Source organism: Mucilaginibacter sp. NFR10, assembly GCF_900100445.1.
Lineage (GTDB): Bacteria > Bacteroidota > Bacteroidia > Sphingobacteriales > Sphingobacteriaceae > Mucilaginibacter > Mucilaginibacter rubeus.
This window is the reverse complement of the sequence record NZ_FMTV01000001.1, coordinates 32,549-58,449: the sequence shown is the minus strand read 5'-3', so window position 1 is coordinate 58,449 and position 25,901 is coordinate 32,549. Positions and strand designations below refer to the sequence as shown.

Below are 25,901 nucleotides of genomic sequence, written 5' to 3'. Positions count from 1 at the left end.
ACCTTAACAAACACTAAGCTTCATCATATATAAAATCAATGCTCCAGCGATAAGTAGCTATACTTGCCAGTAATAAACTACCCGCGCTATCGGCCCAAACCGAATAGTTAAAAGGAGCCTTGATTCCTGAAAATATGGTCATGCAAAGGGCAAAAGTAAGCGTAAGGGCAAAACTTGCATAAGCCGCCGTACGAGTCTTAAAACCTACAATAAACATGATGGCTATTGAAACCTCGGCCACTGTTGCTAAAAAACCCATGACACCTGCCATCCACCGGCTCAAATATGGCATCAACGTATTGGTATAAACCACAAAATTATCCCAACTACCCCAGCTTACTGAATTTTGCCCTGCCGGCCCCATGAAACCCAAGCGATCTGCCACGGGCAGCAAAAAACCAATCGCTAAAGCAAAGCGCAAATAAAGTTGTGCTATTTGAAGTGTATTTTTCATCTATCAACATTTATGCACCTAAAATACAGGTTTAAAATCCTGCTTAAAAACGCAAAATCCATGTTTACACAAATAAGATAAAAGTGTCATCTTTTTGTTGAGAGGCATGCAGGCTATCATTTATCCAGAATTTCTACAGAATGTGAGGGTAGTATCGCATCACTCACATGTCTGCCATAAGTATTGTTAAAAGGACCGCTGCCTACGTTACCTCCTTAATGGAAGAAAACCTTCCGGCAACTATGTATTTTCATAATTTGGAACATACACAAAGGGTGATAAACGCCGCCATTGAAATTGCCGGGCACAATAAATTAAAAAGACAGGAATTAACTATCTTAACAGTGGCCGCCTGGTTTCATGACACCGGCTACCTTTACCATTACAAGGGACATGAAGATACCAGCATGGTTATTGCCGGTACTTTTTTAATGCAGCACCATTACAATAATGATTTTATACAACAGGTATGGGATTGTATTGAAGCTACAAAAGTACCGCAATCGCCCCAAAATCTTATCCAGCAAATTATTTGCGATGCCGATATGCACCACCTGGCATCTGTAAACTACCTGGATTTTGCCCATGATTTAAAACAGGAATGGGAAGTACATCTGGATAAGCAATATAGCGACAAAGAATGGCATACCCTTAATTTAAGCCTGTTACAACAACACCAATATTTTACAGAATACGGTAAAACGGTATTGCAAGCCATGAAGAAGAAAAACATTGAACTGATGAAGTTTCAGGGTTAATGTTTCTTTACAGTTTCTTTTCGTACACGGCTTAAGGTTTCGGGGGTAATGCCTAAGTAAGATGCAATCATCGCCTGTGGCACCCTTAGCGAGAGATCGGGATATTTCTGCACAAAATCAAGATATTTTTGCTCGGCAGTAAAGGCAATGGCCGAGTGAATGCGGTTTTGACTGGTAATGAAACTTTTGTTCAGAATGGCATTAACCATATCGTTAAAAGCCGGTATATCATGGCAAAGCCTGTCGAAGTTTGTTTTGGTAACCAGTATCAGTTCTGTATCCTCAATGGCATCAATATTATTTTTAGAAGGCTCGCCGGTAAGCAGGCTGGCACGGTCGCCGGTCCACCAGTTTTCTTTGGCAAAGCTTACTATGTTTTCGCGGCCATTTTCATCAACGCTGTAAAATCGAACCAAGCCTTTGATTATAAAAGCGTTATACTTCCAAACATCGCCTTCCTGCAATAAATACTGCTTTTTACGGAGTTTTTTAAAAATACAAACTGCTTCAATTTTAGCATAGTCGGCTTCGGTGAGTGTTGCTTTCTGGCCAATGTACTCTTTAAATTGCTCAAACATATAAAAGCAAATATCTCCTTTATCCGGGGATATTTGCTTTTGTTCGGGTCATATTTTTATAATTAGGTTATGCGGTGTATTTGCTTAACCATTTTGTTTTGATAGCGGCGCGGGCATCAATAAATTCCTGGTCGGTACCCTGCGCTACTGCATCAAGCGGATAACGCAGCGGGCGGGTACCCTTTTCCATTTCAACCAGCCTCAATATACCATCGGCAATAGTTTGCGGGTCCATGTTAAACTCGGCCATTTTGCTGAAAAGCGCGGTGCCCATAGCGTTAAATTGCTGTGCTGAGGTCCCGCCGTATTCGGCCACAACTTCTGGTTTATCGGCATGGATGCCTGTTTTGCTGCCATTATTCATTTCGGTTGGATATACGCCCGGCTGGATACTAACGCTCTCGATGTTGAACTGTGCAAGCTCATCCTTTAAACCTTCGGTAATACTTTCTACCCCAAATTTTGATGCAAGATAAGGAATCATGAACGGCAGGGTATGACCACTTGCACCCGATGTAATGTTGATGATAAGGCCATTTTTAGCTTTACGCATCCCCGGCAAAACCGCAAAGATGGTGCGCAGGGTTCCATAAAAATTCACTTCAAACATCTGCCTGATCTGATCGAGCGAGTAAGCCTCCAGTACGCCAAAGCCTGAAACTGCGGCATTGTTCACCAACACATCAATATGGCCGTATTTTGTTAATGTATATTCAAAAGCAGCTTTAACTGAATTATCATCAGTAATATCTACCTCAACTACTTCAACATTTGGCAAGGCTGAAAGCTCTTTGGCTACAGTTTCATTTTTGCCATTTATTCCGCGCATACCTGCTATTACGGTATGGCCTGCATTTGCAAGGGTTATAGTGGTTAATTTACCAAATCCTGTGCTTGTTCCGGTTATAAAAATTGTTTTTGACATTTTGTATCGTTCTTTTGTTGATACAAATCTACCGCGATGCTATAACCTGTACATTGACATTTGATAAGAAGATAATTGATATTTGTCAAGAAAATTGTGTGCTTATAACAAGAACGTCATAGGAGGTACGAAGCAATCGCGAACTATAGAGAGCGGCTCTGCCTATCGGGGATTGCTTCGTTCCTTATAACGACGTGATTGTAAGTTATTGATTATTAAGTGTATTTTTTCGATCAGTTTTATAACATGGGCGTTGCCTGCGGCCCGGGCTTTCCGTTACAAGTCCTCGCTTTTCCAGCCCACAATCCTAACGCTCGCTGTGGGCTTTACACTGCAATCCCTAACGCGGCCCCCGCGCACCATCGCTAAAGTATATTTCACATGTCATCACGGCTTTTTTCAGGGCTTCCCTGATGGTTCCTCGCAATGACGATTTTTTTAATTGTATCTTAAAGCAGTCTCCGTTTACTTAGTTCCTGATGGCACAGTCAAAGGTTGCCCATCTTTAAGCGGCACACCAAAATTGGGCGAGCCATCTTTATTCCAGGTAAATTTTTGCGCGCGGGGCGAACGTTTATTACCGCAGCCTTCGTTAGGGTTTGAATTGGCATGGTACAGGATCCAGTCTTCCCTTCCATCAGGCGATTTAAAGAATGAGTTATGACCGGGCGCGTAAACGCTGTTTTCCGGCGATTGCTTAAATACCGGCTCCTCTGTTTTGATCCATGAGGCAGGGTTCAACAGATCACTATTTTTAGAAGCGGTAAGCATGCCCAATGCATAAAAGTCAGTCCAGCAGCCACTGGCCGAATAGATCAGGAATAACTTATCTTTATGTTTCAAAATTTCTGGTCCTTCATTTACGCTTACATGTGCCGGGTTACCGGCATCATGCAGATCACCATTGGTTTCCCATTGATAAGCCGGGCTCGATATTTTCACGCGTTCGCTGCTGATGGTCATTGCGTCTTTCATTTTAGCGATGTAAATATTCTGTTGACCGTTATGGTTTCCTTGCCAGCCCGACCAGATCATATACCAACTACCATTATTTTCAAATACCGAAGCGTCAATAGCCCATTTATCAGTGCTATCTGCTATTTTTCCTTTAAACTCCCAGGTACCTTCCATTGGGTCGGCCGAGCTATTTTCCAGTACATATATGCGATGGTTATTGTTATCGCCATTATCCGCGGCAAAATATACATACCATTTGCCCTTTATAAAATGGAGTTCGGGCGCCCATAGGTCTTTGGAATAAGCCGTGCCAGGCGGCGGCGCCCAAACAGCTTTCTTAGGTGCAGTGCTCAGCTTGGTAATATCTTTTGTTTTCCAGATAACAATATTGCCCCCTGTTGAATTGGTATAGTAGTAAAACCCGTTTTTACAGATCACCCAGGGATCGGCGCCTGATGGCAGCAACGGGTTGGTAAAAGTTTTATTGCCGGTATTTTGTGCAATTGCCGCGCTGGAAAATAAAAGCAGCAGCAAACAGGCAGTGAACATTTTTTTCATAGAGCTGAAAGGTTTTAGCGTAGTTTATAATGCGCTAAAAATCTGTAAAAGTTTCCACAAAAACAACAAATGTTAAGCATACATTTATTACCAATCAGGTATTTAATATTAAGCTTTTACCGGTTGAGAGGAACTGCGGATAAAAACCCGGGTAGGCAATACGGTAGTTTCAAACTCTGTAACAGGCCGCTTGCTCTCGATAATGCTGATCAGCATTTCGGTTGCCTTTTTTCCCATTTCAAAACCGGGCTGATAAACAGCACTTAGCGGCGGGTTTAAAACTTCGGCCAGTTGGGTATTGGTGAAGCCGAGCAAAGCGATATCAGCAGGGATCCGGAAGCCTAATTTATGAAGAAGGGACAAGGTAGTAGTCGTGATCCTGTCGGAGGCTGTAAAGATGGCATCGGGTTTACTTTCAGAAAACAATTCACTTAGCGCGTTTTCGATCTCGGCAAGGTCTTTACCACCATGTTGGCAGTACTTGATCAGTTTTTCATCAGGTATTATACCATGTTGTTCAAGTGCATCTTTGTATCCCCTCAAGCGTTCGGCGGTAATGGATACGTTTACCGAACTGGTAATATGAGCTATTTTGCGGTATCCTGCTTCAAGCAATTGTATTGTGGCTTTATATGCCCCGGCAAAATTATCGGCTACTACTTTATGTGTATCAATTTCATCGCTTACCCTATCAAAGAAAACAATAGGCAAACCTTTTTCATGCAGGTTTTTCAGGTGATCAATATTTTGGGTTTCGGTTGAGAGGGAGATCAGCAAACCATCAATGGAGCGAAAAGTCAGGTGACGTACATTTTGCATTTCAAGCTCATACGATTCATGGGTTTGAGTAATGAACACATTATATCCCTTACTGTGCGCTACTGATTCGATGCCATTGATCACCTGCGAAAAAAACTGGTTCTCAATAGTTGAAACCACAATGCCGATAGATTTGCTGTTGCCCCGTTTAAGGCTTTGGGCGTTAAGATTGGGCTGATAGTTAAGCCTTTTAGCACACTCCAGTACAAGCGCCTTAGTTTTTTCGCCAATTTCATGACTGTCTTTAAGCGCCTTGGAAACCGCTGACGGTGAGATCCCTAACTCTTTAGCAATATCCTTTATGGTAACTCCGCCAAAATTCATTTCGCCCCCTTGCTTATGATCCTAAAATTAACAATCCAATTATATAAAGGAGAGTAAACATAAGAAAAATAAGTCCTGCACAGTATAAGGATGTATTATGCCATGTAACATTATGCTGACATCCACGAATTTAAATTCATATATGTGCTATTTATCCCCCGGGCTCGGGTGTGTTGAGTCTCCTGTCTTAATCTCTTAAAAAGCCATCTATCTTCATATTCCATTCCTGTTGGTAGTATTGGTTTGTACCGTGACTGGTTTCGTTATCATACTGATCTTGTAGCTGGTTCATTTCACGGTACGAGTCAAGGTATTGTACATTAATATAGCCATCATAGTTATCAACCGGGAGTTTCATAGTCATAAGGGCCCTCTTAAAATGCCGGGCTATTACCGCTACAATATCAAAATGCCGCTGCTCATGATTTAGAGCATAGTCTGTACGTCCTTCCGGCTTTACCCAGGCGGCACTTTTAGGCAAAAACACGCGCATGCTTATCTTCACTACCACTATCGACTTTACTACTTCTACCTGTTCTGTGTAACCAAAACTTGGCTGCACTTCGGCAACATACTTTTCGCCCCGGGCTTTATCCTGAAAGTCATTCCAGGTTAAAGGCCGCTTGGCCGAGTAGTAGATGGTATCGCCTTCCGGTTGTTCAGAATAATCGGTAAAGATTAATTTTACTCCTTTAGCCAATTTAATATTAGTGTCGGCTTCACGATTCATCCATCTGTTAAAATACATCAGGCCGGCTTCAAGGGCCCGGCTCAACAGCACCCCGGTATCATATTGTTGCCCTGCACCGCGATAGTATGTTGTGACCGCCGGGTAATCAATCAAATGCACATTGTCCTCAGCCTTTTTCAATTCAAACCATAATTGTATCTCCAGCCTGCCTTCTATCCTGCCATCGGCCATTGCCGCTTCAGTAAGCTTCAACTTCTTGATGCGGATGACCACCGGACGTAACATCTTATTAACAGGGATAGCATAATCAGCAAATTGTTTAACAGCTGTTGCTGCCCCTCCCTGTAAATCAACTTTATACTTTACTGCAGGCAAATTACCTGTGGCCGAAAATAACCAGGCAACAGCACTCCGGTCGGGCCGTTCATCAGTAACGCTTGCGATATAAAATTCGTTCGGCTTTTCATTTAACTGCCTGTTTGTTAAAACAATTTCGGCATTTGTTTTTTGTGCTTTTGAATTTAACGGACAAAACACCAACATGTACAAAATAACCGGTAACCACAATCCGCCTCTGTTAAGAACGCTACTCATAATTGGTAAAAATAATGGATGGGGCACGTCGCCCCCGGGGGTATTATAATGCTCAAAATACAAATAAATTGCACTGTTTAACGTGTAATTATTACTTTTGATTATCCATAGCCGGTACCACGGCAGTACTCAACAATTTTAAAGTTTTCCACATGGATATTATCTTAAGTATTACCTTCGTTAAAAGAAGTGTTATCCACAATTGTTAATTTCTAATGTGAAAAGCCTCTTTTTGGTTTAGCTATTTTCGCACTATCGTTAGTATGCGCTTTATGATCAAAACAAGATACATCACCCTGCTCATTCCCGTATTTTTAGTTACAACAGCACGAGCCCAGCAAAATCCTTCCACTCAAATTTACCGCACTTATCACGCGGCTATTGATTTGATGGACAAAGGAAAATTTGCTTCGGCGGCCGAACAATTTCGCCTGGTTGAAGCTTACAAAATTAAAACAAGCACCCAGCCACAGTTTGAAACTGAGCTATCGCTCACTAAAGAAAACTGCCAGTATTATGAAGCATTCTGCGCCCTTAACCTGGGCAATGATGATGCCGAAAGCATGTTTCTCCGTTTTATAAAAGAACACCCTGAAAATCCGCTTACCAAACAGGCTTTTTTCCAGATTGGTAAATCGTATTTTAAACAAGGTAAATATGAAGACGCTATCCGCTGGTTTAACAAGGTTGAGGCAGGCGAGCTTAACGGCCATGACAATACCGAGTATAAATTTCGTAAGGGTTACGCCTATTTTGAGTTAAAGGATTACAAAAATGCCCAACTGCTTTTTGGCGAGGTTAAAAACAAAAGGTCGGAATTTACTGAGGATGCTACTTATTACTTTGCTTATATAGCTTATTTAAACAAGGACTATCACCTGGCACTGGTAAATTTTGAAAAGCTTAAAAACTCAAAAAAATACGAAAACAGCTACCCTTACTACATCTCGGCAGTTTACTTTTTAGATAAGCGTTACGATGATGTGCTTAACTACGCTGTGCCTATTGTAAATAAAACCCATCAGCAAAACGAAACGGAAATGCTGCGCATCATCGCTGCATCGTACTTTGCTAAAGCCGATTATGACAACGCGGTTAAGTACTATGGCCGTTTTGAAGACCGGGATCAGGGCCGTACCCAAAACACGCAGGACAGCTACCAGATGGGTTATACCTATTATAAGGTAGGCAACTATGCCAAAGCTGCCAGCGAACTGGAAAAATTGGTTGAACAGCACGATGTTTACAGCCAAAGCGGTAACTATACCCTGGGCGATGTGTTCCTGAAAATGAACAATAAACAGAGTGCCCGTAACGCTTTCCTCAATGCCTCCAAGCTTGATTATGATAAGCAATTACAAGAGGATGCCCTTTATGAGTACGCCAAACTATCATACGAGCTCGACTTTAACCTGCAGGCTTTAGGCGCTACAAGGTTATACCTGGCTACATACCCACGTTCAAAACGTATTGATGAGGTTAAGGTATTATTGGGTGAAGAATTACTAAACTCACGCAGCTATAAAGAAGCTGTTGAGATCCTGGAGCCTATCCCTAATAAAAGCCAGAGTGCACGTTTAGCTTATCAAAAAGTTACCTACTACCGCGGTTTGGAATTTTATAACGAGCGTGCTTTCGAGAATGCGATTGGTATCTTCCTGCGTTCGCTAAAAGATCCGGTTGATAGTAAAACAGAAGCTTTAACTACTTACTGGATGGCCGAGGCGATGTTTGAGGTTCGTAAGTATGGCGAATCGGTAGAGAATTTCGAGAAATTCCTGAGCATGCCCGAGGCTAAGGAAACTGATGTAGCCAATTATGCCAACTATGCTTTGGCTTACGCGGCCTTTGGCGACGAGCAGTACAAAAAAGCAGCCAATTACTTCGAGAAGTTTTTACAAGGCGATGTAAAAGACGCCAACACCCAGAATGATGCCATCACCCGCCTTGCCGATAGCTATTTTGTAATGAAGAGCTATGGCAGTGCCATGACCTACTATAACCGCATTATAGCCATGCACAACCAGGGCGAAGATTATGCGCTGTTTCAACGTGGTATGATCCAGGGTTTACAGGGTTCATTGGATACCAAGATCAGTACATTGAATGATGTACTGAACAAATTCCCTAACTCTGATTATGCGGATGACGCTTCATTCGAGATAGCTTATACCTATTTCCTGAAAACAGACGGTGATAAAGCCAAAGCTGATCTGCAGGCCATGATCCAGAAATATCCGCGCAGCAGCTATGTACCACGCGCACTGGTTACTATCGGTTTGATTGATTACAACGCGGGCAACGATGACCTTGCTATTGAATCATTCAAAAAAGTAGTACAGGATTACTCGTCAACCGATGAGGCCAAACAATCTTTAAAACAGATCGAAAAGATCTACACTGATAAAGGTGACGCCCAAACATTTATTAACTATGCAGGTACCACCCCTATCGGTAATTATACCACCTCCGATCAGGAAAGCATCATGATCACCGCAGCCAACAACCTTTACCTTAAAGGCGACTGGCAGGGTACTGTAAGCGCGGTAAACGCTTATTTCGATAAGTTCCCAGGCAAACAGATCTACGAAAAACAGGCACGCTTTATCCGTGCACAAGGCTTAGCAGCCTTAGGCCGTACAGACGAAGCCGTGGTTGATTATAACGTGATCCTGAACGACTGGACCAGCGCCTACAGTGAAAAAGCCTTGATCAGCATGGCTAAATTATACATGCAGCAAAAGAAATATAACGAAGCCGTAGTGTTCCTGAAACGTCTGGAAACCAACTCCGAATATAAGGCCGACTACACTTTTGCCATCACCAACCTGATGTACTGCTACTCGGAAATGTTAATGACCGACGACGCTATCAAATACGCAGAGCTGGTTAAAACCAATGATAAAACATCGCAGGAGGATAAATTTAAAACCGGCTTGTACGAAGGTAAAGCTTACCTGGCAACCGGCGATACTACCCTGGCTGTTAAACAGTTCACCTATACTGCAACCAACACCAAAACCGTTGCCGCTGCCGAAGCCCGTTACAACCTTGCACTTATTGAGTATGAAAAAGGCCGTTATAAAACAGCACAAAAAATGTGTTTTGACCTGGCCAAGGAAATGCCAAACTACGATTACTGGGTGGCCAAAACATACATTTTGTTATCTGACACCTATGTGGGCTTAAAAGATACCTTCCAGGCCAAGGCAACCCTGCAAAGTATCATTGATAACTATAAAGCCGATGACGACATATTACCTACTGCTAAAGAGAAGCTGGATAAACTGAGCGGCCGCAAAACCAAAGCCCCTGCCACAGGCACTAAAGAAACTGCCCAGCCCGATACAACTAACAAACAGTAACAAAGAGTAATATAAAAAAGACAAGCAATGAACTCAAGATACACATATACGCTGCTTACCTTAATAATAGCATTATACTTTGTTCCTGCCCAGGCACAAACAAAGAAATCTACCAAAAAAGCAACAGTAAAAACTGCAACTAAAAAGCCTGCCGCCAAACCGGCACCAAAAAAGGCCGCGCCCAAACCTGTAACTAAAAAAGCTACCGACAGCAAAAGCTTGGGCGATGCCGCTGCAAAAACAGCGCAGGATACTACTAAGAAGGGCGGCGGCAATAATCCCAACAACGCTGCCAATGGCGGTAGCTTATCAGAAGAAATTGTAGTGACCACTGCTTATAAACCGGTGCTGGCCGATGCGGTAAAGATCCGTCGTAACCCTGATTTGGAAGATAAAGCGCCCTTTAAAGCACCGTTAACCTATGCCCCGCTTGATAAACGCCAGGAGCAAAACTCCGAGATCAGGCAGCTTGACCCAATGAAAAGGCCGGCAGAACAGGATTCTGTTTTAACCAACAACTTTGCTAAAGTTGGTTTTGGCAACCTGAAAACCATTTATGGCGAAGGCTATTTTGCCAACGGTCGGGATGAGGCTTTACAATTTGGCGGTTTCATAAAACATTTGTCGCAATCTGGCTCACTGCAAAAACAAACCCAAAGCCGCGATGACGTTGGTGTTTTCGGTAAAAGTATAATTGGCGATAACAATATCTCAGGCCGCATCAACTACAATCGTTTAGGTACCTATTTTTACGGTTACAACCAGGATGCTCCCGACAACAATTTTGTACCGACAAAACAGCACTTCAATACCATAAGCGGCGAGGTTGAACTGGCAAAGAATTACAAAGACGTTGAAAATGCCTTCACCTATGCTGTAAAATTAAAAGGTTACGCTTTTAGCAATGCTTACCAGGCTCGTGAAAACAATGTCGTTATATCGGGATTTTTAAATCAAACGGTTAAGCAGTTTTATGCAGGCTTAAGCGGATCGTTGGATCTGGCCAGCCAGAAAGACAGCCTTTACAGTCTTGGTAATAACATTGCACGTGTCAACCCTTATATTAAATTTCAGGGCGATAACTATAAAATAGATGCAGGCGTTAACATCGTAAAAGAGTTTGGCGATTTTGGTAAGTTTTACATTTTCCCAGCCGCTAAATTGGAGGTACAGGTAATCCCTAAATATGTACGCCTTTTTGTTGAAGCTAAGGGCGATGTAAACCGCTCTTCACTGCATGATTTTGCCATGATCAATCCCTTCATCGGCCAAAACATCAACATCAAAAACTCAGTTGATCAACTGGATATCAGTGCCGGTTTAAAAGGCACCCTGGCCCCCGGCTTAAGCTTCAAAGCTTCCGTGTACCGCAACAGCATTAAAAACATGCCTTTAATGGTGAGTAACTTCAACGCCGAAGGCAACAAATTCACTGTTATTTATGATGATGGCAAAGCCCGCGTAAACGGCTTTAATGGCGAGCTGGATTTTAAAGCAACAGACGATTTTAACATTTTCGGCCGCATTGAAATAAAAGACTATCAAATGGCTAAAGAAAGTGAGCCATGGAATTTGCCTAAATTTTTATTAACTGCAGGTACTGCTATACATATCGACAGCAAATTGACCGTTACAGGTTCGTTGCTTATCCGCGGCTCAACAACCGACAGGTTATTGGTATTGGCACCAACTTCTACCCCGGGAAGCCCGGTTTACAACCAGATTAAACAGCCTATTAAGGGCTTTGGCGACCTGAGCGGCAGTGTAGAATACAGGATAAACAGCAGGTTTTCGGTATTTGCGCAGGCTAATAATATCCTGAGCAGTTCCTATCAAAATTGGTTATACTACCCTAACTACGGATTTAATATCTTTGGCGGGGTAGGGTACTCGTTTTAAGCCCTGTTTGATGTTTTAAAATTAACCGTATTTTTACCGGATGGATATAGCCAATTATTTAAGCGAACTACTCGGCCTGTACACCGAAATAAGTGTACCTGGCTTGGGCTGCTTTTCGCGCCTGCGTATAAATGGCTATTATGATGATGTACAGGCAACTTTTTATCCGCCCGGTCATAAGCTGCATTTTGATCAGGGGGCTAAAGACGATGAGATCCTGACACGCCATATCGCCGAAAAGAAAAAAATCTCGCTGGCATCATCCAAATATTTCACCGAAAAATACATCAACAGCCTTAAGCAGGAGCTGGTGCTGCATGAAGTACCTTTTGCCCAATTAGGCTGGTTTTATATGCAGGAAGGCAAAATTGCTTTCAGACCGCAGGAACAGGCACCGGGCAGCGATCCTTTGTTTTTTGGCCTTACCCCGGTAACCATTAACAAGGTTAACTATGTGCCCCCGCCACCACCGCCGCCGCCTTTGCCTACGGCCATTCCTTTACAGCAAAGCTATACACCGCCGCCGACAGCCGCAACATTTGTTGAGCAGCCTGAGTATATTGATGATGAACCCGAAGTTAAGCGGGGTATCAGCATTTGGGTTATAATAGCAATTGCAGTGGTTATACTTGCCGCAGCAGCTTTTGGCGCATATAAATATAACCCCGCACTATTACATCTTAACAATGGCAGCCCTAAAGAACAACCAAAGGTTGAAAAGCCCAAAGCTGCTCCCGTAATTAAGCCGGATAGTATCCAAAAGGATTCCACTCCAACCATTGCTGATACGGCAAAGGCAATTTCTAAACCTGTTGAAGCGTTAAATAATCCGGCAGCTAAAACAGATACCGTACCACAGCCGGAGTTTGCGATATTTTTAGGATCGTTTAAAACGATAACCAAAAGCAATGAGGCGGTTAAAGATTATAAAAGCAGGGGGATTGATGCCCGCCTGCTGAAAGGCCCCGGAACCGGTCCGCGGATCAAGATCATAATTGGAGGGTTTTCCTCATCTGGGGAAGCAGAAGCCGTGAGAAAAAAACTCATATCACAAGGAAAAATAACTAAAGACACATACTCAAAACAAATTACTGATTCCACGAAATGACTTTATTATTAATTCAGCAAATTACAGATACCGCCAAACACCTGGCAGATACCGCAAACCACGCCGTAACAACCGCAGCACTGCCAACTGAAGAACTTCGCTTTGGCGACCTGCTGATCAAGGGTGGCTGGGTAATGATCCCGATAGGTATTTTAGCTGTACTGGGGCTGGTAATATTTTTTGAACGTTACTTTACTATCCGTAAAGCATCTCGTGATGAATCAAACCTGATGGTACAGGTACGTTCAAGTATCCACTCGGGCAATTTGGAATCGGCCATTGCTATTTGCCGTAACAATAACACGCCGCTTGGGCGCATGCTGCAAAAAGGTTTATTGCGCATTGGTCGCCCTATAAAAGATATCGAAGGGGCTATTGAAAACGTTGGTAAGCTGGAAGTATCCAAACTGGAAAAAAATATTGGAATTTTAGGTATCGTAGCCGGTATAGCGCCGATGTTTGGTTTCCTGGGTACCATTGCCGGTGTAATCAAGATCTTTTATGATATCTCAAAAACCGACAACATCAGCATGGGGGTAATCTCTGGCGGTTTATACGTAAAAATGGTAACATCAGCCGCAGGTTTGTTTGTAGGTATCGTAGCTTATGTGTGCTACCACATTTTAAATATGATGGTTGATAAGGTGATCCTGAAGCTGGAAACCGATGCCATTGAATTTATTGATCTGTTAGAGGAGCCGAGCAAATGAATTTAAGAAAACGACACAGGGGCGCATCGGCAGAGGTACATACATCGGCAATGAACGATATTATGTTTTTCCTGCTGCTGTTTTTCCTTATAGCCTCAACAGTTACCAACCCTAACGTTATTAAGCTGGTGTTGCCTAAATCATCAACAGGGCAGTCGGTATCTAAAAAAACCATAACCGTTTCAGTAACCAAAGACCTGAAGTACTACGTAGATAAAAAAGAGATCCCGGTGGATGCTTTGCAAACTACACTGGCGGGTTACAAAACCCTGGCTACCGAACTTACTATAGTTTTGTATGTTGACAAAACTGTAGCCATACAGGATGTGGTACAGGTGATGGACGTGGCACAAAAGTTGAATATTAAACTGGTTTTGGCAACAGAACCTAAGGGATAACAGTGGCAGTTGCAGTTTAAAGTTTATAGTAGATTATTGCAGTAAGTTACCGTAATCTTTTAAACAAACTGCCACTCTTTTTAGTAGTAGTTGTTCTTTAAGTAGCAGTTGCAGTTTTTAGCGGCAGTTTTAACAGATTACTGATAACAATAGAAAACGTGCTACTCGCTACTGCTACTGCAACTAAGAAAATACTGCTAATTAAAAAATTGCACTAATTATAAAAATGGAGTACAGGGAAGAAAATAACTATCCGAAAGCATTTATAGCAACAGGCATTATTATGGCTGTGCTGATAGCGGCATGTTATTTTATAGTATTCAAAAATCCGCCGGTTGAGGAGAACGGAACAGGCGGCATATTGGTAAACTACGGTACGGTTGATGAAGGTATGGGCGATGATTACATGAGCACCGAAGAACCTTCGGTAGCGGAAAAAGCCAATCATACTAAGCCGGATAAAGTTACCGAAAGTAAACCCACCGAAGAAAAACCAACGCCCGAAAGCAGCGAAAAAACGGTAGTTACCCAAAATAACGAGGATGCCCCAGAAGTGGCCGCGCCTACTAAAAAACCAAGTCAAAATGTTGCCCCTACTCCACCGGTAAAAACACCGCCGGCAAAACCTACCGTTAACCAAAATGCTTTGTACAAAGGCAAAGCATCAACCGGTACCGGTGAAGGCGATGGCACAGGCAAAACTCCGGGCAACCAGGGTAAAACTACGGGTACTACACTCACCAATAATTATAACGGAACAGGATCCGGCAATGGCGGTAGCCTGAATATGGCACAGCGTAACTTTGTGAGCCGCCCCTCTGTAAGTGACGACAACCGTCAAAGCGGTAAAATTGTAGTTGATATCAGGGTTGATAAAGATGGCAACGTTACGTATGCCCGTGCTGGTGCCCGTGGTACCACCATATCAGATGCCGGCCTGCTTCAAAAATGCGAAGATGCTGTAAAAAATTCCAAACTCAACCCGCTTGATAATGCCCCCGATCAGCAACAGGGTACCGTTGTTTTTGTGTTTAAGGTAAATTAATTCGGGAAAAGCGAATGGATCATAGTTCATGGTTCATAGCGATGTCGAAATAATATTACATTTACCCGTTGTCTTTTAGTAAGCTTCAGTACTATTTTTGCCTCGTAAAGTAGTGGTTCAAACCATGAACCATGAACCATGAACCATGAACTACGAACAAACCCTCCAATACCTCTATACCCAGCTTCCCATGTTTACACGGGACGGGGCTTCGGCATTTAAGAAAGACCTTACCAATACGCTCGAGCTTTGCAGGCGGTTGGATAATCCTCACCATAAATTTAGAAGTGTGCACATAGGCGGCACTAATGGCAAAGGATCAACATCGCACATGCTGGCGGCCATTTTACAAACAGCGGGTTACAAAACAGGGCTTTATACTTCACCCCATCTCAAAGATTTTCGCGAGCGGATCCGCATTAACGGACAAATGATCAGCGAGCAAACGGTAGTTGACTTTGTTGAAGATCACAGGGCCGATTTTGATGAAATAGCCCCCTCCTTTTTTGAGATGACCGTTGCTCTTGCCTTTGATATTTTCGCCAAAGAAAAGGTAGATATCGCGGTTATTGAGGTAGGTTTAGGCGGTCGGCTGGATTCAACCAATGTGATCACTCCCCTTCTCTCGGTAATTACCAACATAGGTTGGGACCACATGAATATGCTGGGGAATACCCTGCAACTAATAGCCGGCGAAAAGGCAGGCATCATCAAACCGGGCATCCCGGTAATCATTGGTGAACAACAACCGGAGGTATCAAACGTATTTATCGATAAAGCTGCGCAAACTAACAGCAACATTCGGTTTGCATCAGAAGAGTGGACGATTTCAAGTCCGGAAGCCGGGAAGTCCGAAAGTCGGAAAGAAAACGAAGGGCTACTTAAAATTATTGCGAAACGAAACCCATTGGGCCATACCTCTTCCGGACTTTCGGACTTTCGGACTTTCGGACTCGACCTAACAGGTAGCTATCAGCTTAAAAATGTAAAAACCGTTTTATCCGCCGTTGATGGATTACGCGAGCAGGGTTTCGTAATTACCGGTGAGCACCTCGAAACAGCCTTAAAGCAAGTCAAAAACCTCACCGGCTTACATGGTCGCTGGGAAACCTTAAGCCATAACCCGCTTACCATTTGCGATACCGGGCACAACCCCGATGGCATTGAGGAAGTAATGAAAAATATTGCATCTGTTAAATATAATCATCTGCATATGGTTATCGGGATGGTAAATGATAAAGACACCGGCAAAGTATTACCGCTGCTGCCCAAAGGTGCTACTTATTATTTCTGCAAACCAGACATTCCAAGAGGCCTGGACGCTGAAATCATGAAAGCCCAGGCCGAAGCTCATGGTTTAATTGGTAATGCATATCCATCGGTAAAAGAAGCACTGCTATCGGCACAAAAAAATGCGGCTAATGATGATCTTGTTTTTGTGGGCGGCAGCACTTTTGTGGTGGCTGAGGTTGTCTGAATCAGAATTTACAGAATTTTAGGATTTTCAAAATTTTGATATAGGAATTGGCAAGGTTTTCTGCTAATTCAAATCCTGTAAAATCTGGGCTTGAAGTAAAACATGCTGTTAATTCTTAAATCCTGTAAATTCTGATTCAGACATTTTCTTCCAAACCACCTCCCCTGTTATCGCCCCACCGGTAGTTGGCGCAGGTACAGTGTACTTAAAAATATCGCCCAAAATTGTAAAAGGGCGTTTTTGTTGTGTGCCCTCCCAGTTTGGGAATGATGCATGTTCTATATTGAAAATGATATAATTCCCTTCAACTTTATAGGTACCATAATGAGCGTTACACCCTTTTATCGCCGCTCGGTTCTCCTCGTCGGTACCCTTAGCTTTATCACCCGATGCAAATTTTAGCCGGCCTTCACTGTAGATCTGTAAAGCGTAATGCCCCATAGCGTCAACTATAAGGGTCCCCTTCGGCGAATCCCCGTAAAGATGGGTGCGGCTGCCGTCGGCGGCAATATTATCAACTGTTACCAATTCATAAGTTCCGGTCAAATTATGAACAGGGGGTTTGTTCTGTGCCAATGCTGCACACGTAGTGAACAATATTAGAATGAAAAGCGATTTATATTTCATGTAGCAAAGTTATATTTGCTATATTCCATTAGCAATAAGGCACAAAAAAGTAGCCTGATTACTAAAAAGTTACCATGCTGTAAATCAGTTATATTATTTTTAATTGATGGATAAAAAATCAAAACACGAGGCTCCAAGATGTGGTATCGACTACGCTTTTCAGCGAATAGGCGGCAAATATAAAGGTCGCATCCTGTGGCGTTTACGCAATGGCACGATGCGTTATGGCGAGTTACGTCGCACTGTAACAGGCGTAACCTCTAAAATGCTTACCCAGGCCCTGCGTGAGCTGGAAGATGATTGCCTCATTCTTCGGCAGGTGCATATTGAAGTACCTCCAAGGGTTGAATATACCCTTACCGATACAGGCCGGGAATTACTCCCTTTTTTACAATTACTCCGCGATTGGGCCAAACATCAGATGCAGGTTAATGATATAGTAGCCATGCCATAATTTAATTTCAGTAAAGTCAAAAATACCTTTATTAATCTACCTAAAGTTCTATTTTTACGGCCCGATCCTCACCTAAAAATATGACATATATAGCATCTGCCGATAGGTATCAAACAATGCAATATCGCCGCTGCGGTAACAGTGGCATCAAACTTCCGGCTATTTCATTAGGCCTTTGGCATAATTTCGGTCATGTTGACGTTGCCGATAATTACCGCAAAATATTACATCTCGCTTTCGACAGCGGCATCACCCATTTTGACCTGGCCAACAATTATGGCCCGCCTCCCGGCTCGGCCGAAGAGAATTTTGGAAAGATCCTGAAGGAAGATTTCCGCGATTACCGCGACGAACTTATTATATCAAGCAAAGCCGGTTACACCATGTGGCCGGGCCCGTACGGTGACTGGGGCTCGAAGAAATACCTGGTAGCCAGCCTTGATCAAAGCCTTAAACGCATGGGGCTTGATTATGTGGATATCTTTTACCACCATCGCCCCGATCCAAACACGCCGCTTGAGGAAACCATGGCTACGTTGGACCTCATTGTTCGCCAGGGAAAAGCTTTGTATGTTGGTGTTTCCAACTACCCTGCCGAACTGGCTTCGAAAGCTATCAAAATACTCAAAGAGCTTGGCACACAGTGCCTTATCCATCAGCCTAAATACTCCATGTTTGAACGTTGGGTTGAAGGCGGTTTGCTGAATGTTTTAGGTAACGAAGGCGTAGGCTGTATCCCCTTTTCACCACTGGCGCAAGGTTTATTGACGGATAAATACCTTCATGGCATCCCCGAAGATTCAAGGGCTGCCCGACCGACCGGTTTCCTTCAAAAAAGCCATATAACGGACGAACGCCTGAGGCAAATCAAGGAGTTGAACAACCTGGCAGTGCAACGCGGGCAGTCGCTGGCCCAAATGGCACTGGCCTGGATCCTGAAAGATGAGCGCGTGACATCTGTATTGATAGGTGCCAGCAGGCCCGAACAATTATCCGATTCATTAAAAGCTTTGGATAACCTCCGGTTTTCGGCAGAGGAATTAGCAAGCATAGAAAAAATTTTAGCCCCCTAACCCCCTAAAGGGGGAACTATGGTGGAGCGCCAATTTCTATTCTTTTCGACAAGTAATTTTAATATCTTTCCTTAAATAAAAATTAAAGTCTCCCTTTCAGGGGGAGATTTAGAGGGGCTTATACAATGATAAACTGGGGCATTATAGGCTGCGGCAACGTAACTGAAAAAAAGAGCGGGCCTGCATTTAAAAAAGTGGCGGGAAGTAACCTTGTGGCCGTTATGCGCCGCGATGCAGAAAAAGCGGCCGATTATGCTGCACGCCATGGTGTAAGCAAATGGTACAACAATGCCGACGAATTGCTGAACGATCAGGAACTGAACGCGATTTACATAGCTACCCCTCCCGCATCCCATCTCGATTATGCACTTATCGCATTAAAAAAAGGGTTAAACGTTTATGTCGAAAAACCGGTGACCCGTAATTCGGCCGAAGCAAGGGCTATGGCAGCGGCTGTGAAGGGGAGCAGTTCAAAACTTACGGTTGCCCATTACCGCCGGGCTTTGCCTATGTTTTTAAAGGTTAAAGAATTAATTGATGCGCAGCTGATTGGCGAAATCCGTACGGTACAGATCAGGATGTGGCAAAGCCGCAAACCAACTTTGATTGCCGATGTGGAAACCAACTGGCGTGTACAGCCCGAATTATCAGGCGGAGGTTATTTCCATGATCTTGCCCCGCATCAGCTCGATTTGATGTTGTATTATTTCGGCGAGCCTGAAATGTATCATGGTTTTTCGCTCAATCAATCAAACTCAACGCCTGCCGACGATCATGTTTGCGGGCAGATCCTGTTTAAAAACAAGATAGTGGTTAACGGTTCCTGGTGTTTTAATGTAGCCGAAAGTGAAACCACCGATACATGCGAGATCATAGGCACAAAAGGAAAAATCACCTTCCCGTTTTTTGGCAATTACATCAATTGGAAAACTGATAGTGCAGAAGACACCATAACTTTCACTCATCCCGAACATATCCAGCAGCCTTTCATAACCAAAATAGTAGCGTACTTTAATGGCGAAGGGCCCAACCCCTGCCCCATTGATGAAGCTGTGACGCTGATGGATATCATCGACGCGTTTACATTAAAAAAATAAATGAAAAACCTAACCTTATCGTATCCTCCCATGCCGGCAGGGGCGGATAAAAATGTAATTAAACCCTCAAAGTCGTTTAAAAATCGTGTATATATCGCGGTAAGTGCTATTATATTATTCATCATTTGCTATCTGCTTTTGTTTTTGGGCTCGCTGGCAATAGCCATAGCATTTGGATACATAGGCGTGGCTTTTATAGTGCTTCATCCTGCATTTATAACGTTGGTAGTTGGAGTGGCGCTAATACTTTCGGGCCTTATGTTGGTTTACTTTGTGATCAAGTTTATCTTCAAACGCACGCGTGTAGATTATTCAGACATGATTGAAATTACCGCCGATCAGCATCCCGCATTATTTGATTTCATATCTAAAATCACCATCGAAGCGCAGGCTCCCAGGCCAAAACGCATTTACTTGTCTGCTGATGTAAATGCCGGAGTGTTTTACAGTTCAAGCTTTTGGAGCATGTTCCTGCCTGTTAAAAAAAATCTGAAAATAGGTTTGGGCCTGATAAATTCTGTGAATCTGTCGGAGTTTAAAGCAGTGATGGCGCACGAATTCGGCCATTTTTCACAACGAAGCATGAAAGTTGGCAGCTATGTATACAACTTTAATAAGGTACTTTATAACATGCTATATGACACCGAAGATTATAGCAATCTTATCAGTAGGTTTGCACGTGTGCACGGCGTTTTTAGCATGGCAGCATCTTTAAATATCAAGCTGATACAAGGGATGCAATACATCTTGCGCAAAATCTATATAGTGGTCAATAAGGCCCATCTTGCATTATCACGGGAAATGGAGTTTCAGGCCGATGCTGTGGCCGCCTATGTAAGCGGATCAAACCACATCATATCCTCGTTAAAACGCATTGATATAGGACAAGCTTGTTATGAAAACCTTATCAATTATTCGCGTGCAAACCTTAAACAAAATAAACGGGCGGACAATCTTTATCCCCAACATCTGGAAATGATCAGGCATTTTGCCAACTATCATAAGATTGAGATTGATGCGGCTGCGTTACCGATCATATCAGATGGCTGGAATTTGCCGGAAAGCAGCGAAATAGTAATAAAAAATCAATGGTCATCGCACCCTACCAACAACGAGCGCGAAGTACATGCTAACCGCATCAACCTTACAACCACAACAGTAAACGAGCCCGCGTGGGTGCTTTTTGAAGATCCGCTACTGATACAAACGCAACTTACCGATCACCTTTATGAAATTGTTAACACTGATAAAAATGCTGAAAGAGTTACAATCGAAGCTTTTAAACAGGATTTTTATAGTAAGATCACTGAGAATTCATTTGATCCGCAATACAATAACTATTTTGATGACCGGTTAATAACTGCGTTTAATATCGATGATGCATTAGCAAATCAAGATTACATCCGCGATCAAACCTTTGAGGGACTGCTGAATGCGGAAAACAGCAATTTGCCGGCGAAGGCCCGCCGCTTGCAGGGGGATATTGATATATTTGATAGCTTAATATGGCTGATCAAATCAAAACTTTTGATTTCCGCGGCACTAAATATCACCCCAACGATATTTATAACCTTCAGGCATTGCTTAAATCGGAATATGAAACTGTGCAAAAAAAGAATAGAAGAGTTGGACAAAAATCTTTTCTTATTTTTCTATATGCGCTCAACCGATACCCAACGCGAAATGCTAATTGCGCAATATAACAACCTGTTTGACTATCAGCAGGAAGCAGTAGCTGACTATGAAATGTATAATAATATTATGCGTGCACTCGCGCCTGTTTATAATAAGATGACTGTTGAGCAAATTCATGACACGCTTGCTGAAGTTTATAAACAGGAGCGCTATGTAAAAAAACGCATAAACGAAACTATTACTGATGAAACAAGCAGGAAATATTTTAACGAAGTGCAGATCAAAATTTTAGAGGATTATCTCGCTGTTAAACATACTTATTATCTTGAACCAAGATACGATAACCAGGCTTTGCAAAATTTCAACGAAGCTATGGAAGTGTATGTTTTGGGCATTGCCAAACGTAATTTTGAAATAAAGAAAGACTTGCTCAATTTTCAACTTCAGTTTGTTAATTAAAAAACCAGTGGTGGTTGCTAAAACAGGCTCATTGAAAACAGTTATAAACACTTCAATGAGCCTGTACCAGAGGCCATTTATCAACTTTTCTTCTTCGGCACTTTGGCGCCTTCTTTTCGCGCTTCTGAAAGGCCTATAGCCACTGCCTGCTTTTTGCTGGTTACTTTTTTGCCGCTGCCGCTTTTCAGCTTGCCTTCCTTCATTTCGTGCATGGTTTTCTCAACCTTCTCTCCGGCTTTTTCTGAATACTTTGCCATAATGTTACTTTTTAAGTAAATGATAATATTACAATGCAAAATATTTGCCAAAATATAAAATCAGTGGTGATTTTTTAATAGTTACAGCGACAATTTTAGTAGCAGTTACTGAGTGGCAGTTGCTGTATAGGTAGAGTTAACGACTGTAATAGCAAGTACACCAAACTGTTCCTGTTGCTACTTAAAACTGCAACTGCTGCTCAATCCGGCATGATTTAAACCTTTCGCATTTTTCACCGGGTCTGTTCCCGATTATTACTTATCTTCAAACTTCTGAAATAATTACGTGTTAAGCCTTCATAAATACCTCTACATTTGCCCCATATGCCAACAAAAAAACTCATCGCTCCATTTTACGAACGTCTTGCTTTAGTACTTATTGGTTTTATGGCCCTGGGTTACCTGATTATTATGGGTAAGGATCTGCTTGATCCCATGATCTTTGGTTTTATTTTCGCCATACTGTTGCTTCCCGTTTGTAATTTTCTGGAAAATAAGCTGAGATTACCCCGCAGCATGGCATCGCTGGTTTCTATATTATTATTGGTTGGTGTTGTTGGGGGGATCCTCTACCTGGTAGGGTCACAGATCTCAAACATGGCTAACGACTGGCCAATGCTTAAAAAACAGGTTACGCAATCCATACGGGACCTGCAGGAATGGATTCAACACGCGTTTCATGTTAACGCTGCCAAGCAAATGGCTTATGTTGATGACACCGCCAAAAAACTCATGGAGTCGGGCACTGATGTACTGGGCACTACTTTTGGTGCCATCTCATCGATCATGCTGTTTTATGTGTTCATCCTGATCTTCACCTTTTTTATACTGTTATACAGGCGTTTGCTCATCCGTTTTATGGTATGGGTTTTCAGAGATGAAAATGAGCACGTGGTAATGGATATTGTTGAAAATATTCAAAGTATTTTGAGGCAATATATATTGGGGTTACTGTTAGAAATGGTAATAGTGGCCGGAGTAGCCATTACCGTTTTTTGGATGATAGGTATAAAATATGCCGCTTTGCTGGGCATTATAGTCGGTCTTTTCAATATTATTCCATACATCGGGATCTTCACCGCTTTGCTTTTAAGTACTGTTATAACTTTTGCTACCGGCAGTATCAGCAACACTGTAGCGGTGGCTGTTAGTGTTATAGGTATTCACGCAGTTGATGCCAATTTTTTGCTGCCCACTATAGTCGGTTCAAAGGTTAGGCTCAATGCCCTCATCTCTTTTATAGGCATTATTTTAGGCGAAATGATCTGGGGCCTTTCGGGCATGTTCCTTTCTATTCCTGTTATTGCCATATTCAAGATCATATTTGACCGCATTGAAACACTTAAACCATGGGGATATCTGTTAGGTGGCGATTATGAATATAAAAAACCTGCTGCGAAGGCCATGAAAACAGAATAAATTCTCAAAAAAAGACAAACCTAAACCTGTAAACTTTCGTTTAAATATACTGAACTTTAATTTTGCAGAAACTGTTGCTCCCCCCTAACAATGGAAATTGTAAGAGATACGCCACGTGCTATTTACAGGTGTAAAAAATGTAATGAGCCTTTAAAAACCAGGCGTAGGCGTAGCCTTGCATTAAAAATCACCCTGTTTTGGCTTCCCGTTCGCAAATTTTTTTGTGAACGATGCCTTAAAACCCGTTATGTAATGTAACTGTTCAAAAAACAGGCGGCATTTTACTTTAATTATTTATGCATATCCTTAATTTAGTAGCGTAGCATACTAAAGCTAAATCTGCCTGAAATGACCCTCAAGTATAAATTACCGCCATTTTTATATATTTTCCTTTTCCCTGTAATTTTGGTTGCACAAACTCCAAAGGTTTCAACTTTTAGGCTGGTACCCTTAGGGGTACTGGGGGGTATTGATGAAAGCAACCTATCGGCCTATATGCTTGCACCCAAAGGCAGCAATAACTACATCTGCCTTGATGCAGGCACAATACATTATGGCATTGAGAAAGCTGTAAGGTGTAAAAGTTTTAAAGTACCCGCCAATACTGTGCTCAGGCAGTACATTAAAGGCTATTTTATATCCCATTCACATCTTGACCATATTGCCGGGCTCATTATTAACTCACCCGAGGACAGCACCAAAAGCATCTATGCACTTAATGATTGCATTGAAACCATAAAAACGCACTATTTTACCTGGAAAAGCTGGGCCAATTTTGCTGACCAGGGCGAAACCCCGGCACTGAAAAAATATCACTATAAGGTACTGGAACCCGCTACTGAAACAGCTATCGAAAATACCGAGCTTAAGGTCCGGGCTTTCCCACTCAGTCATTCCAATTTAACCAGTACTGCTTTTTTGGTGAATAGCAATAACAATTATTTGCTTTATTTAGGTGATACCGGCCCCGATGAGATAGAAAAAAGCAGCAACATGCAAAACCTGTGGCAGACCGCTGCTCCGCTGATAAAAAGCAAAAAATTAAAGGCTATTTTAATAGAGGTATCTTTCCCTAATGAGCAGCCGGATAAAACATTGTTCGGTCACCTTACGCCGAAATGGTTAATGGCCGAGATGGATAAACTGGCCTTGTTAACCGGTACAGATGCTATTAAAGGCTTAAACATTGTAGTAACTCATTTAAAGCCGCCAATGACAAGTATCAGCAAAATCAAAACTCAGTTAAAAGCTGCCAATAAATTACAGCTAAACCTGATATATCCGCAACAGGGGAAGGCCCTTAATTTTTAAACCTGAAACATCCATACCATGAAAATACTTAAACCTGTTTTTCTATTAATGCTCCTGGTAAGCGGCTTCAATTTATTTGCACAACAGGGCAAGGTGCTTGAAGAGCAAAACCTCAAAAGCAAAATTTTAAAGCGCAATGTAAATTATGCGGTTTATCTACCTCCGGATTATGAAACGGCTAACCGCACCTACCCTGTAGTTTACCTCCTGCACGGCTATACCGACGACCATACCGGCTGGCTGCAATTTGGCGAGGTTAACCGCTATGCCGATAAAGCTATTAGCGATGGCACTATCCCGCCCATGATCATTGTAATGCCAAATGCCGATTCGAGCTGGTACATCAACTCTTATGACGGTAAGGAAAAATATGAAGACTTTTTCGTCAAAGAGTTTATGCCTCACATTGAAAAAGCGTTGCGCATCAAGGCCGAAAAAAAATACCGGGGCATTGCAGGGCTGTCGATGGGCGGTTACGGAACACTGATTTATACACTTAAACATCCCGATCTGTTTGCAGCCGGTGCGGCCTTAAGTGCCGCTGTATTTCCCGACGATCAGCTCGTAAGCACTCCTGATGATACTTATGAAAAAATATTTGCACAGCTTTACGGCCGGGGCTTAAAGGGGAAAGACAGGGTTAACAATGCCTGGCAAAGTAATTCGGTTTTAAACCTGGTGCAAACCAAAACTACCGATGAGTTAAAATCTGTAAGATACTGGATAGATTGCGGCGACGACGACTTTTTGAGCAAAGGCAACTGCCTGTTGCATATTGCCCTTACCGAAAAAAATGTACCGCATGAATTTCGCATGCGCGATGGCGCCCACACCTGGACCTACTGGCGTACAGGGATCACCAACGCACTGCAATTTATTGGTGATAGTTTCAGGCAAAAGTAGCAGATG

Annotated in this window: 23 protein-coding genes; 15 read left to right on the top strand and 8 right to left on the bottom strand. The window is 42.6% G+C overall.

What is annotated here, in order from left to right; translation table 11 throughout:
- Positions 1 to 13 precede the first annotated feature (13 nt).
- Positions 14 to 454: a hypothetical protein gene (locus BLP33_RS00240; protein ID WP_090523456.1), complete on the bottom strand. Its 441-nt coding sequence runs from the start codon at positions 452 to 454 to the stop codon at positions 14 to 16.
- 167 nt (positions 455 to 621) lie between these two features.
- On the opposite strand from BLP33_RS00240, the gene BLP33_RS00235 reads away from it, so the two are divergent.
- Positions 622 to 1,212 (top strand): HD domain-containing protein, encoded by a 591-nt coding sequence (locus BLP33_RS00235; protein ID WP_139159896.1) that lies wholly within the window; start codon positions 622 to 624, stop codon positions 1,210 to 1,212.
- Here the strand turns inward: BLP33_RS00235 and BLP33_RS00230 are convergent.
- The 5 genes from BLP33_RS00230 to BLP33_RS00210 all read right to left on the bottom strand — a co-directional run bounded on the left by BLP33_RS00230 (position 1,209) and on the right by BLP33_RS00210 (position 6,658).
- Entirely contained in the window at positions 1,209 to 1,790 is a 582-nt protein-coding gene (locus BLP33_RS00230; protein ID WP_090523447.1) for a Crp/Fnr family transcriptional regulator, read from the bottom strand. The two genes, BLP33_RS00235 and BLP33_RS00230, sit on opposite strands and share 4 nt — an antisense overlap.
- Positions 1,791 to 1,857: 67 nt before the next feature.
- The gene (locus BLP33_RS00225) at positions 1,858 to 2,715 is read right to left on the bottom strand and encodes an SDR family oxidoreductase (protein WP_090523441.1); all 858 of its coding nucleotides are present in this window, start codon (positions 2,713 to 2,715) and stop codon (positions 1,858 to 1,860) included.
- A 465-nt stretch (positions 2,716 to 3,180) separates the two neighbouring features.
- On the bottom strand, positions 3,181 to 4,230 hold the full coding sequence (locus tag BLP33_RS00220) for a glycoside hydrolase family 43 protein (RefSeq protein ID WP_090523436.1): 1,050 nt from the start codon (positions 4,228 to 4,230) through the stop codon (positions 3,181 to 3,183).
- Between the two features lie 108 nt (positions 4,231 to 4,338).
- Entirely contained in the window at positions 4,339 to 5,373 is a 1,035-nt protein-coding gene (locus BLP33_RS00215) for a LacI family DNA-binding transcriptional regulator (protein WP_090523433.1), read from the bottom strand.
- 187 nt (positions 5,374 to 5,560) lie between these two features.
- Positions 5,561 to 6,658, bottom strand: a complete 1,098-nt coding sequence (locus tag BLP33_RS00210) for a DUF922 domain-containing protein (protein WP_139159895.1) — start codon at positions 6,656 to 6,658, stop codon at positions 5,561 to 5,563.
- Between the two features lie 272 nt (positions 6,659 to 6,930).
- On the opposite strand from BLP33_RS00210, the gene BLP33_RS00205 reads away from it, so the two are divergent.
- From BLP33_RS00205 to BLP33_RS00175, 7 genes are all read left to right on the top strand, one after another.
- Positions 6,931 to 10,023 (top strand): tetratricopeptide repeat protein, encoded by a 3,093-nt coding sequence (locus BLP33_RS00205; RefSeq protein ID WP_090526134.1) that lies wholly within the window; start codon positions 6,931 to 6,933, stop codon positions 10,021 to 10,023.
- A 27-nt stretch (positions 10,024 to 10,050) separates the two neighbouring features.
- Positions 10,051 to 11,922 (top strand): porin family protein, encoded by a 1,872-nt coding sequence (locus tag BLP33_RS00200; protein WP_090523425.1) that lies wholly within the window; start codon positions 10,051 to 10,053, stop codon positions 11,920 to 11,922.
- Positions 11,923 to 11,962: 40 nt separating this feature from the next.
- Complete coding sequence (locus BLP33_RS00195; RefSeq protein ID WP_090523421.1) at positions 11,963 to 13,030, top strand: HU domain-containing protein; 1,068 nt, start codon at positions 11,963 to 11,965, stop codon at positions 13,028 to 13,030.
- Entirely contained in the window at positions 13,027 to 13,740 is a 714-nt protein-coding gene (locus BLP33_RS00190; protein WP_090523416.1) for a MotA/TolQ/ExbB proton channel family protein, read from the top strand. The genes BLP33_RS00195 and BLP33_RS00190 overlap by 4 nt, the downstream gene beginning before the upstream one ends.
- On the top strand, positions 13,737 to 14,138 hold the full coding sequence (locus BLP33_RS00185) for an ExbD/TolR family protein (RefSeq protein ID WP_090523411.1): 402 nt from the start codon (positions 13,737 to 13,739) through the stop codon (positions 14,136 to 14,138). The genes BLP33_RS00190 and BLP33_RS00185 overlap by 4 nt, the downstream gene beginning before the upstream one ends.
- 226 nt (positions 14,139 to 14,364) lie before the next feature.
- A complete protein-coding gene (locus BLP33_RS00180; RefSeq protein ID WP_090523406.1) occupies positions 14,365 to 15,183 on the top strand; it encodes an energy transducer TonB in 819 nt (272 codons plus the stop codon).
- A 145-nt stretch (positions 15,184 to 15,328) separates the two neighbouring features.
- On the top strand, positions 15,329 to 16,660 hold the full coding sequence (locus tag BLP33_RS00175; protein ID WP_090523402.1) for a bifunctional folylpolyglutamate synthase/dihydrofolate synthase: 1,332 nt from the start codon (positions 15,329 to 15,331) through the stop codon (positions 16,658 to 16,660).
- Positions 16,661 to 16,768: 108 nt separating this feature from the next.
- Here BLP33_RS00175 and BLP33_RS00170 read toward each other — a convergent pair whose 3' ends face one another.
- Complete coding sequence (locus tag BLP33_RS00170; protein WP_090523397.1) at positions 16,769 to 17,287, bottom strand: lipocalin-like domain-containing protein; 519 nt, start codon at positions 17,285 to 17,287, stop codon at positions 16,769 to 16,771.
- 106 nt (positions 17,288 to 17,393) lie between these two features.
- Between BLP33_RS00170 and BLP33_RS00165 the strand changes: the two genes are divergently transcribed.
- The 4 genes from BLP33_RS00165 (at position 17,394) to BLP33_RS00150 (ending at position 22,005) form a co-directional block, all read left to right on the top strand.
- Positions 17,394 to 17,741 (top strand): winged helix-turn-helix transcriptional regulator, encoded by a 348-nt coding sequence (locus BLP33_RS00165; protein WP_090523392.1) that lies wholly within the window; start codon positions 17,394 to 17,396, stop codon positions 17,739 to 17,741.
- 80 nt (positions 17,742 to 17,821) lie between these two features.
- Positions 17,822 to 18,814 (top strand): L-glyceraldehyde 3-phosphate reductase, encoded by a 993-nt coding sequence (gene mgrA, locus BLP33_RS00160; protein ID WP_090523388.1) that lies wholly within the window; start codon positions 17,822 to 17,824, stop codon positions 18,812 to 18,814.
- Positions 18,815 to 18,939: 125 nt separating this feature from the next.
- Positions 18,940 to 19,911: a Gfo/Idh/MocA family protein gene (locus BLP33_RS00155; protein WP_090523385.1), complete on the top strand. Its 972-nt coding sequence runs from the start codon at positions 18,940 to 18,942 to the stop codon at positions 19,909 to 19,911.
- Positions 19,912 to 22,005 carry a M48 family metallopeptidase gene (locus tag BLP33_RS00150; RefSeq protein ID WP_090523381.1) on the top strand — a complete coding sequence of 698 codons (2,094 nt, stop codon included), beginning with the start codon at positions 19,912 to 19,914 and terminating at the stop codon, positions 22,003 to 22,005.
- A gap of 80 nt (positions 22,006 to 22,085) precedes the next feature.
- On the opposite strand, the gene BLP33_RS27265 is transcribed toward BLP33_RS00150, so the two are convergent.
- Positions 22,086 to 22,262, bottom strand: coding sequence for a DUF6496 domain-containing protein (locus BLP33_RS27265; protein ID WP_167516215.1), 177 nt, complete (start codon positions 22,260 to 22,262; stop codon positions 22,086 to 22,088).
- A gap of 324 nt (positions 22,263 to 22,586) precedes the next feature.
- Here BLP33_RS27265 and BLP33_RS00145 point away from each other — a divergent pair, with 324 nt between their 5' ends.
- The 3 genes from BLP33_RS00145 (at position 22,587) to BLP33_RS00135 (ending at position 25,895) form a co-directional block, all read left to right on the top strand.
- On the top strand, positions 22,587 to 23,681 hold the full coding sequence (locus tag BLP33_RS00145) for an AI-2E family transporter (protein ID WP_090523376.1): 1,095 nt from the start codon (positions 22,587 to 22,589) through the stop codon (positions 23,679 to 23,681).
- Positions 23,682 to 24,029: 348 nt separating this feature from the next.
- Positions 24,030 to 24,992: an MBL fold metallo-hydrolase gene (locus BLP33_RS00140; protein ID WP_090523372.1), complete on the top strand. Its 963-nt coding sequence runs from the start codon at positions 24,030 to 24,032 to the stop codon at positions 24,990 to 24,992.
- A gap of 18 nt (positions 24,993 to 25,010) precedes the next feature.
- On the top strand, positions 25,011 to 25,895 hold the full coding sequence (locus BLP33_RS00135) for an alpha/beta hydrolase (RefSeq protein ID WP_090523368.1): 885 nt from the start codon (positions 25,011 to 25,013) through the stop codon (positions 25,893 to 25,895).
- Positions 25,896 to 25,901: the final 6 nt, after the last annotated feature.

Excerpts from the sequence above, each read along its gene's own strand:
- BLP33_RS00240 (WP_090523456.1), bottom strand. The coding sequence starts at position 454 with ATGAAAAATACACTTCAAATAGCACAACTTTATTTGCGCTTTGCTTTA.
- BLP33_RS00235 (WP_139159896.1), top strand. The coding sequence starts at position 622 with ATGTCTGCCATAAGTATTGTTAAAAGGACCGCTGCCTACGTTACCTCC.
- BLP33_RS00230 (WP_090523447.1), bottom strand. The coding sequence starts at position 1,790 with ATGTTTGAGCAATTTAAAGAGTACATTGGCCAGAAAGCAACACTCACC.
- BLP33_RS00225 (WP_090523441.1), bottom strand. The coding sequence starts at position 2,715 with ATGTCAAAAACAATTTTTATAACCGGAACAAGCACAGGATTTGGTAAA.
- BLP33_RS00220 (WP_090523436.1), bottom strand. The coding sequence starts at position 4,230 with ATGAAAAAAATGTTCACTGCCTGTTTGCTGCTGCTTTTATTTTCCAGC.
- BLP33_RS00215 (WP_090523433.1), bottom strand. The coding sequence starts at position 5,373 with ATGAATTTTGGCGGAGTTACCATAAAGGATATTGCTAAAGAGTTAGGG.
- BLP33_RS00210 (WP_139159895.1), bottom strand. The coding sequence starts at position 6,658 with ATGAGTAGCGTTCTTAACAGAGGCGGATTGTGGTTACCGGTTATTTTG.
- BLP33_RS00205 (WP_090526134.1), top strand. The coding sequence starts at position 6,931 with ATGATCAAAACAAGATACATCACCCTGCTCATTCCCGTATTTTTAGTT.
- BLP33_RS00200 (WP_090523425.1), top strand. The coding sequence starts at position 10,051 with ATGAACTCAAGATACACATATACGCTGCTTACCTTAATAATAGCATTA.
- BLP33_RS00195 (WP_090523421.1), top strand. The coding sequence starts at position 11,963 with ATGGATATAGCCAATTATTTAAGCGAACTACTCGGCCTGTACACCGAA.
- BLP33_RS00190 (WP_090523416.1), top strand. The coding sequence starts at position 13,027 with ATGACTTTATTATTAATTCAGCAAATTACAGATACCGCCAAACACCTG.
- BLP33_RS00185 (WP_090523411.1), top strand. The coding sequence starts at position 13,737 with ATGAATTTAAGAAAACGACACAGGGGCGCATCGGCAGAGGTACATACA.
- BLP33_RS00180 (WP_090523406.1), top strand. The coding sequence starts at position 14,365 with ATGGAGTACAGGGAAGAAAATAACTATCCGAAAGCATTTATAGCAACA.
- BLP33_RS00175 (WP_090523402.1), top strand. The coding sequence starts at position 15,329 with ATGAACTACGAACAAACCCTCCAATACCTCTATACCCAGCTTCCCATG.
- BLP33_RS00170 (WP_090523397.1), bottom strand. The coding sequence starts at position 17,287 with ATGAAATATAAATCGCTTTTCATTCTAATATTGTTCACTACGTGTGCA.
- BLP33_RS00165 (WP_090523392.1), top strand. The coding sequence starts at position 17,394 with ATGGATAAAAAATCAAAACACGAGGCTCCAAGATGTGGTATCGACTAC.
- mgrA (WP_090523388.1), top strand. The coding sequence starts at position 17,822 with ATGACATATATAGCATCTGCCGATAGGTATCAAACAATGCAATATCGC.
- BLP33_RS00155 (WP_090523385.1), top strand. The coding sequence starts at position 18,940 with ATGATAAACTGGGGCATTATAGGCTGCGGCAACGTAACTGAAAAAAAG.
- BLP33_RS00150 (WP_090523381.1), top strand. The coding sequence starts at position 19,912 with ATGAAAAACCTAACCTTATCGTATCCTCCCATGCCGGCAGGGGCGGAT.
- BLP33_RS27265 (WP_167516215.1), bottom strand. The coding sequence starts at position 22,262 with ATGGCAAAGTATTCAGAAAAAGCCGGAGAGAAGGTTGAGAAAACCATG.
- BLP33_RS00145 (WP_090523376.1), top strand. The coding sequence starts at position 22,587 with ATGCCAACAAAAAAACTCATCGCTCCATTTTACGAACGTCTTGCTTTA.
- BLP33_RS00140 (WP_090523372.1), top strand. The coding sequence starts at position 24,030 with ATGACCCTCAAGTATAAATTACCGCCATTTTTATATATTTTCCTTTTC.
- BLP33_RS00135 (WP_090523368.1), top strand. The coding sequence starts at position 25,011 with ATGAAAATACTTAAACCTGTTTTTCTATTAATGCTCCTGGTAAGCGGC.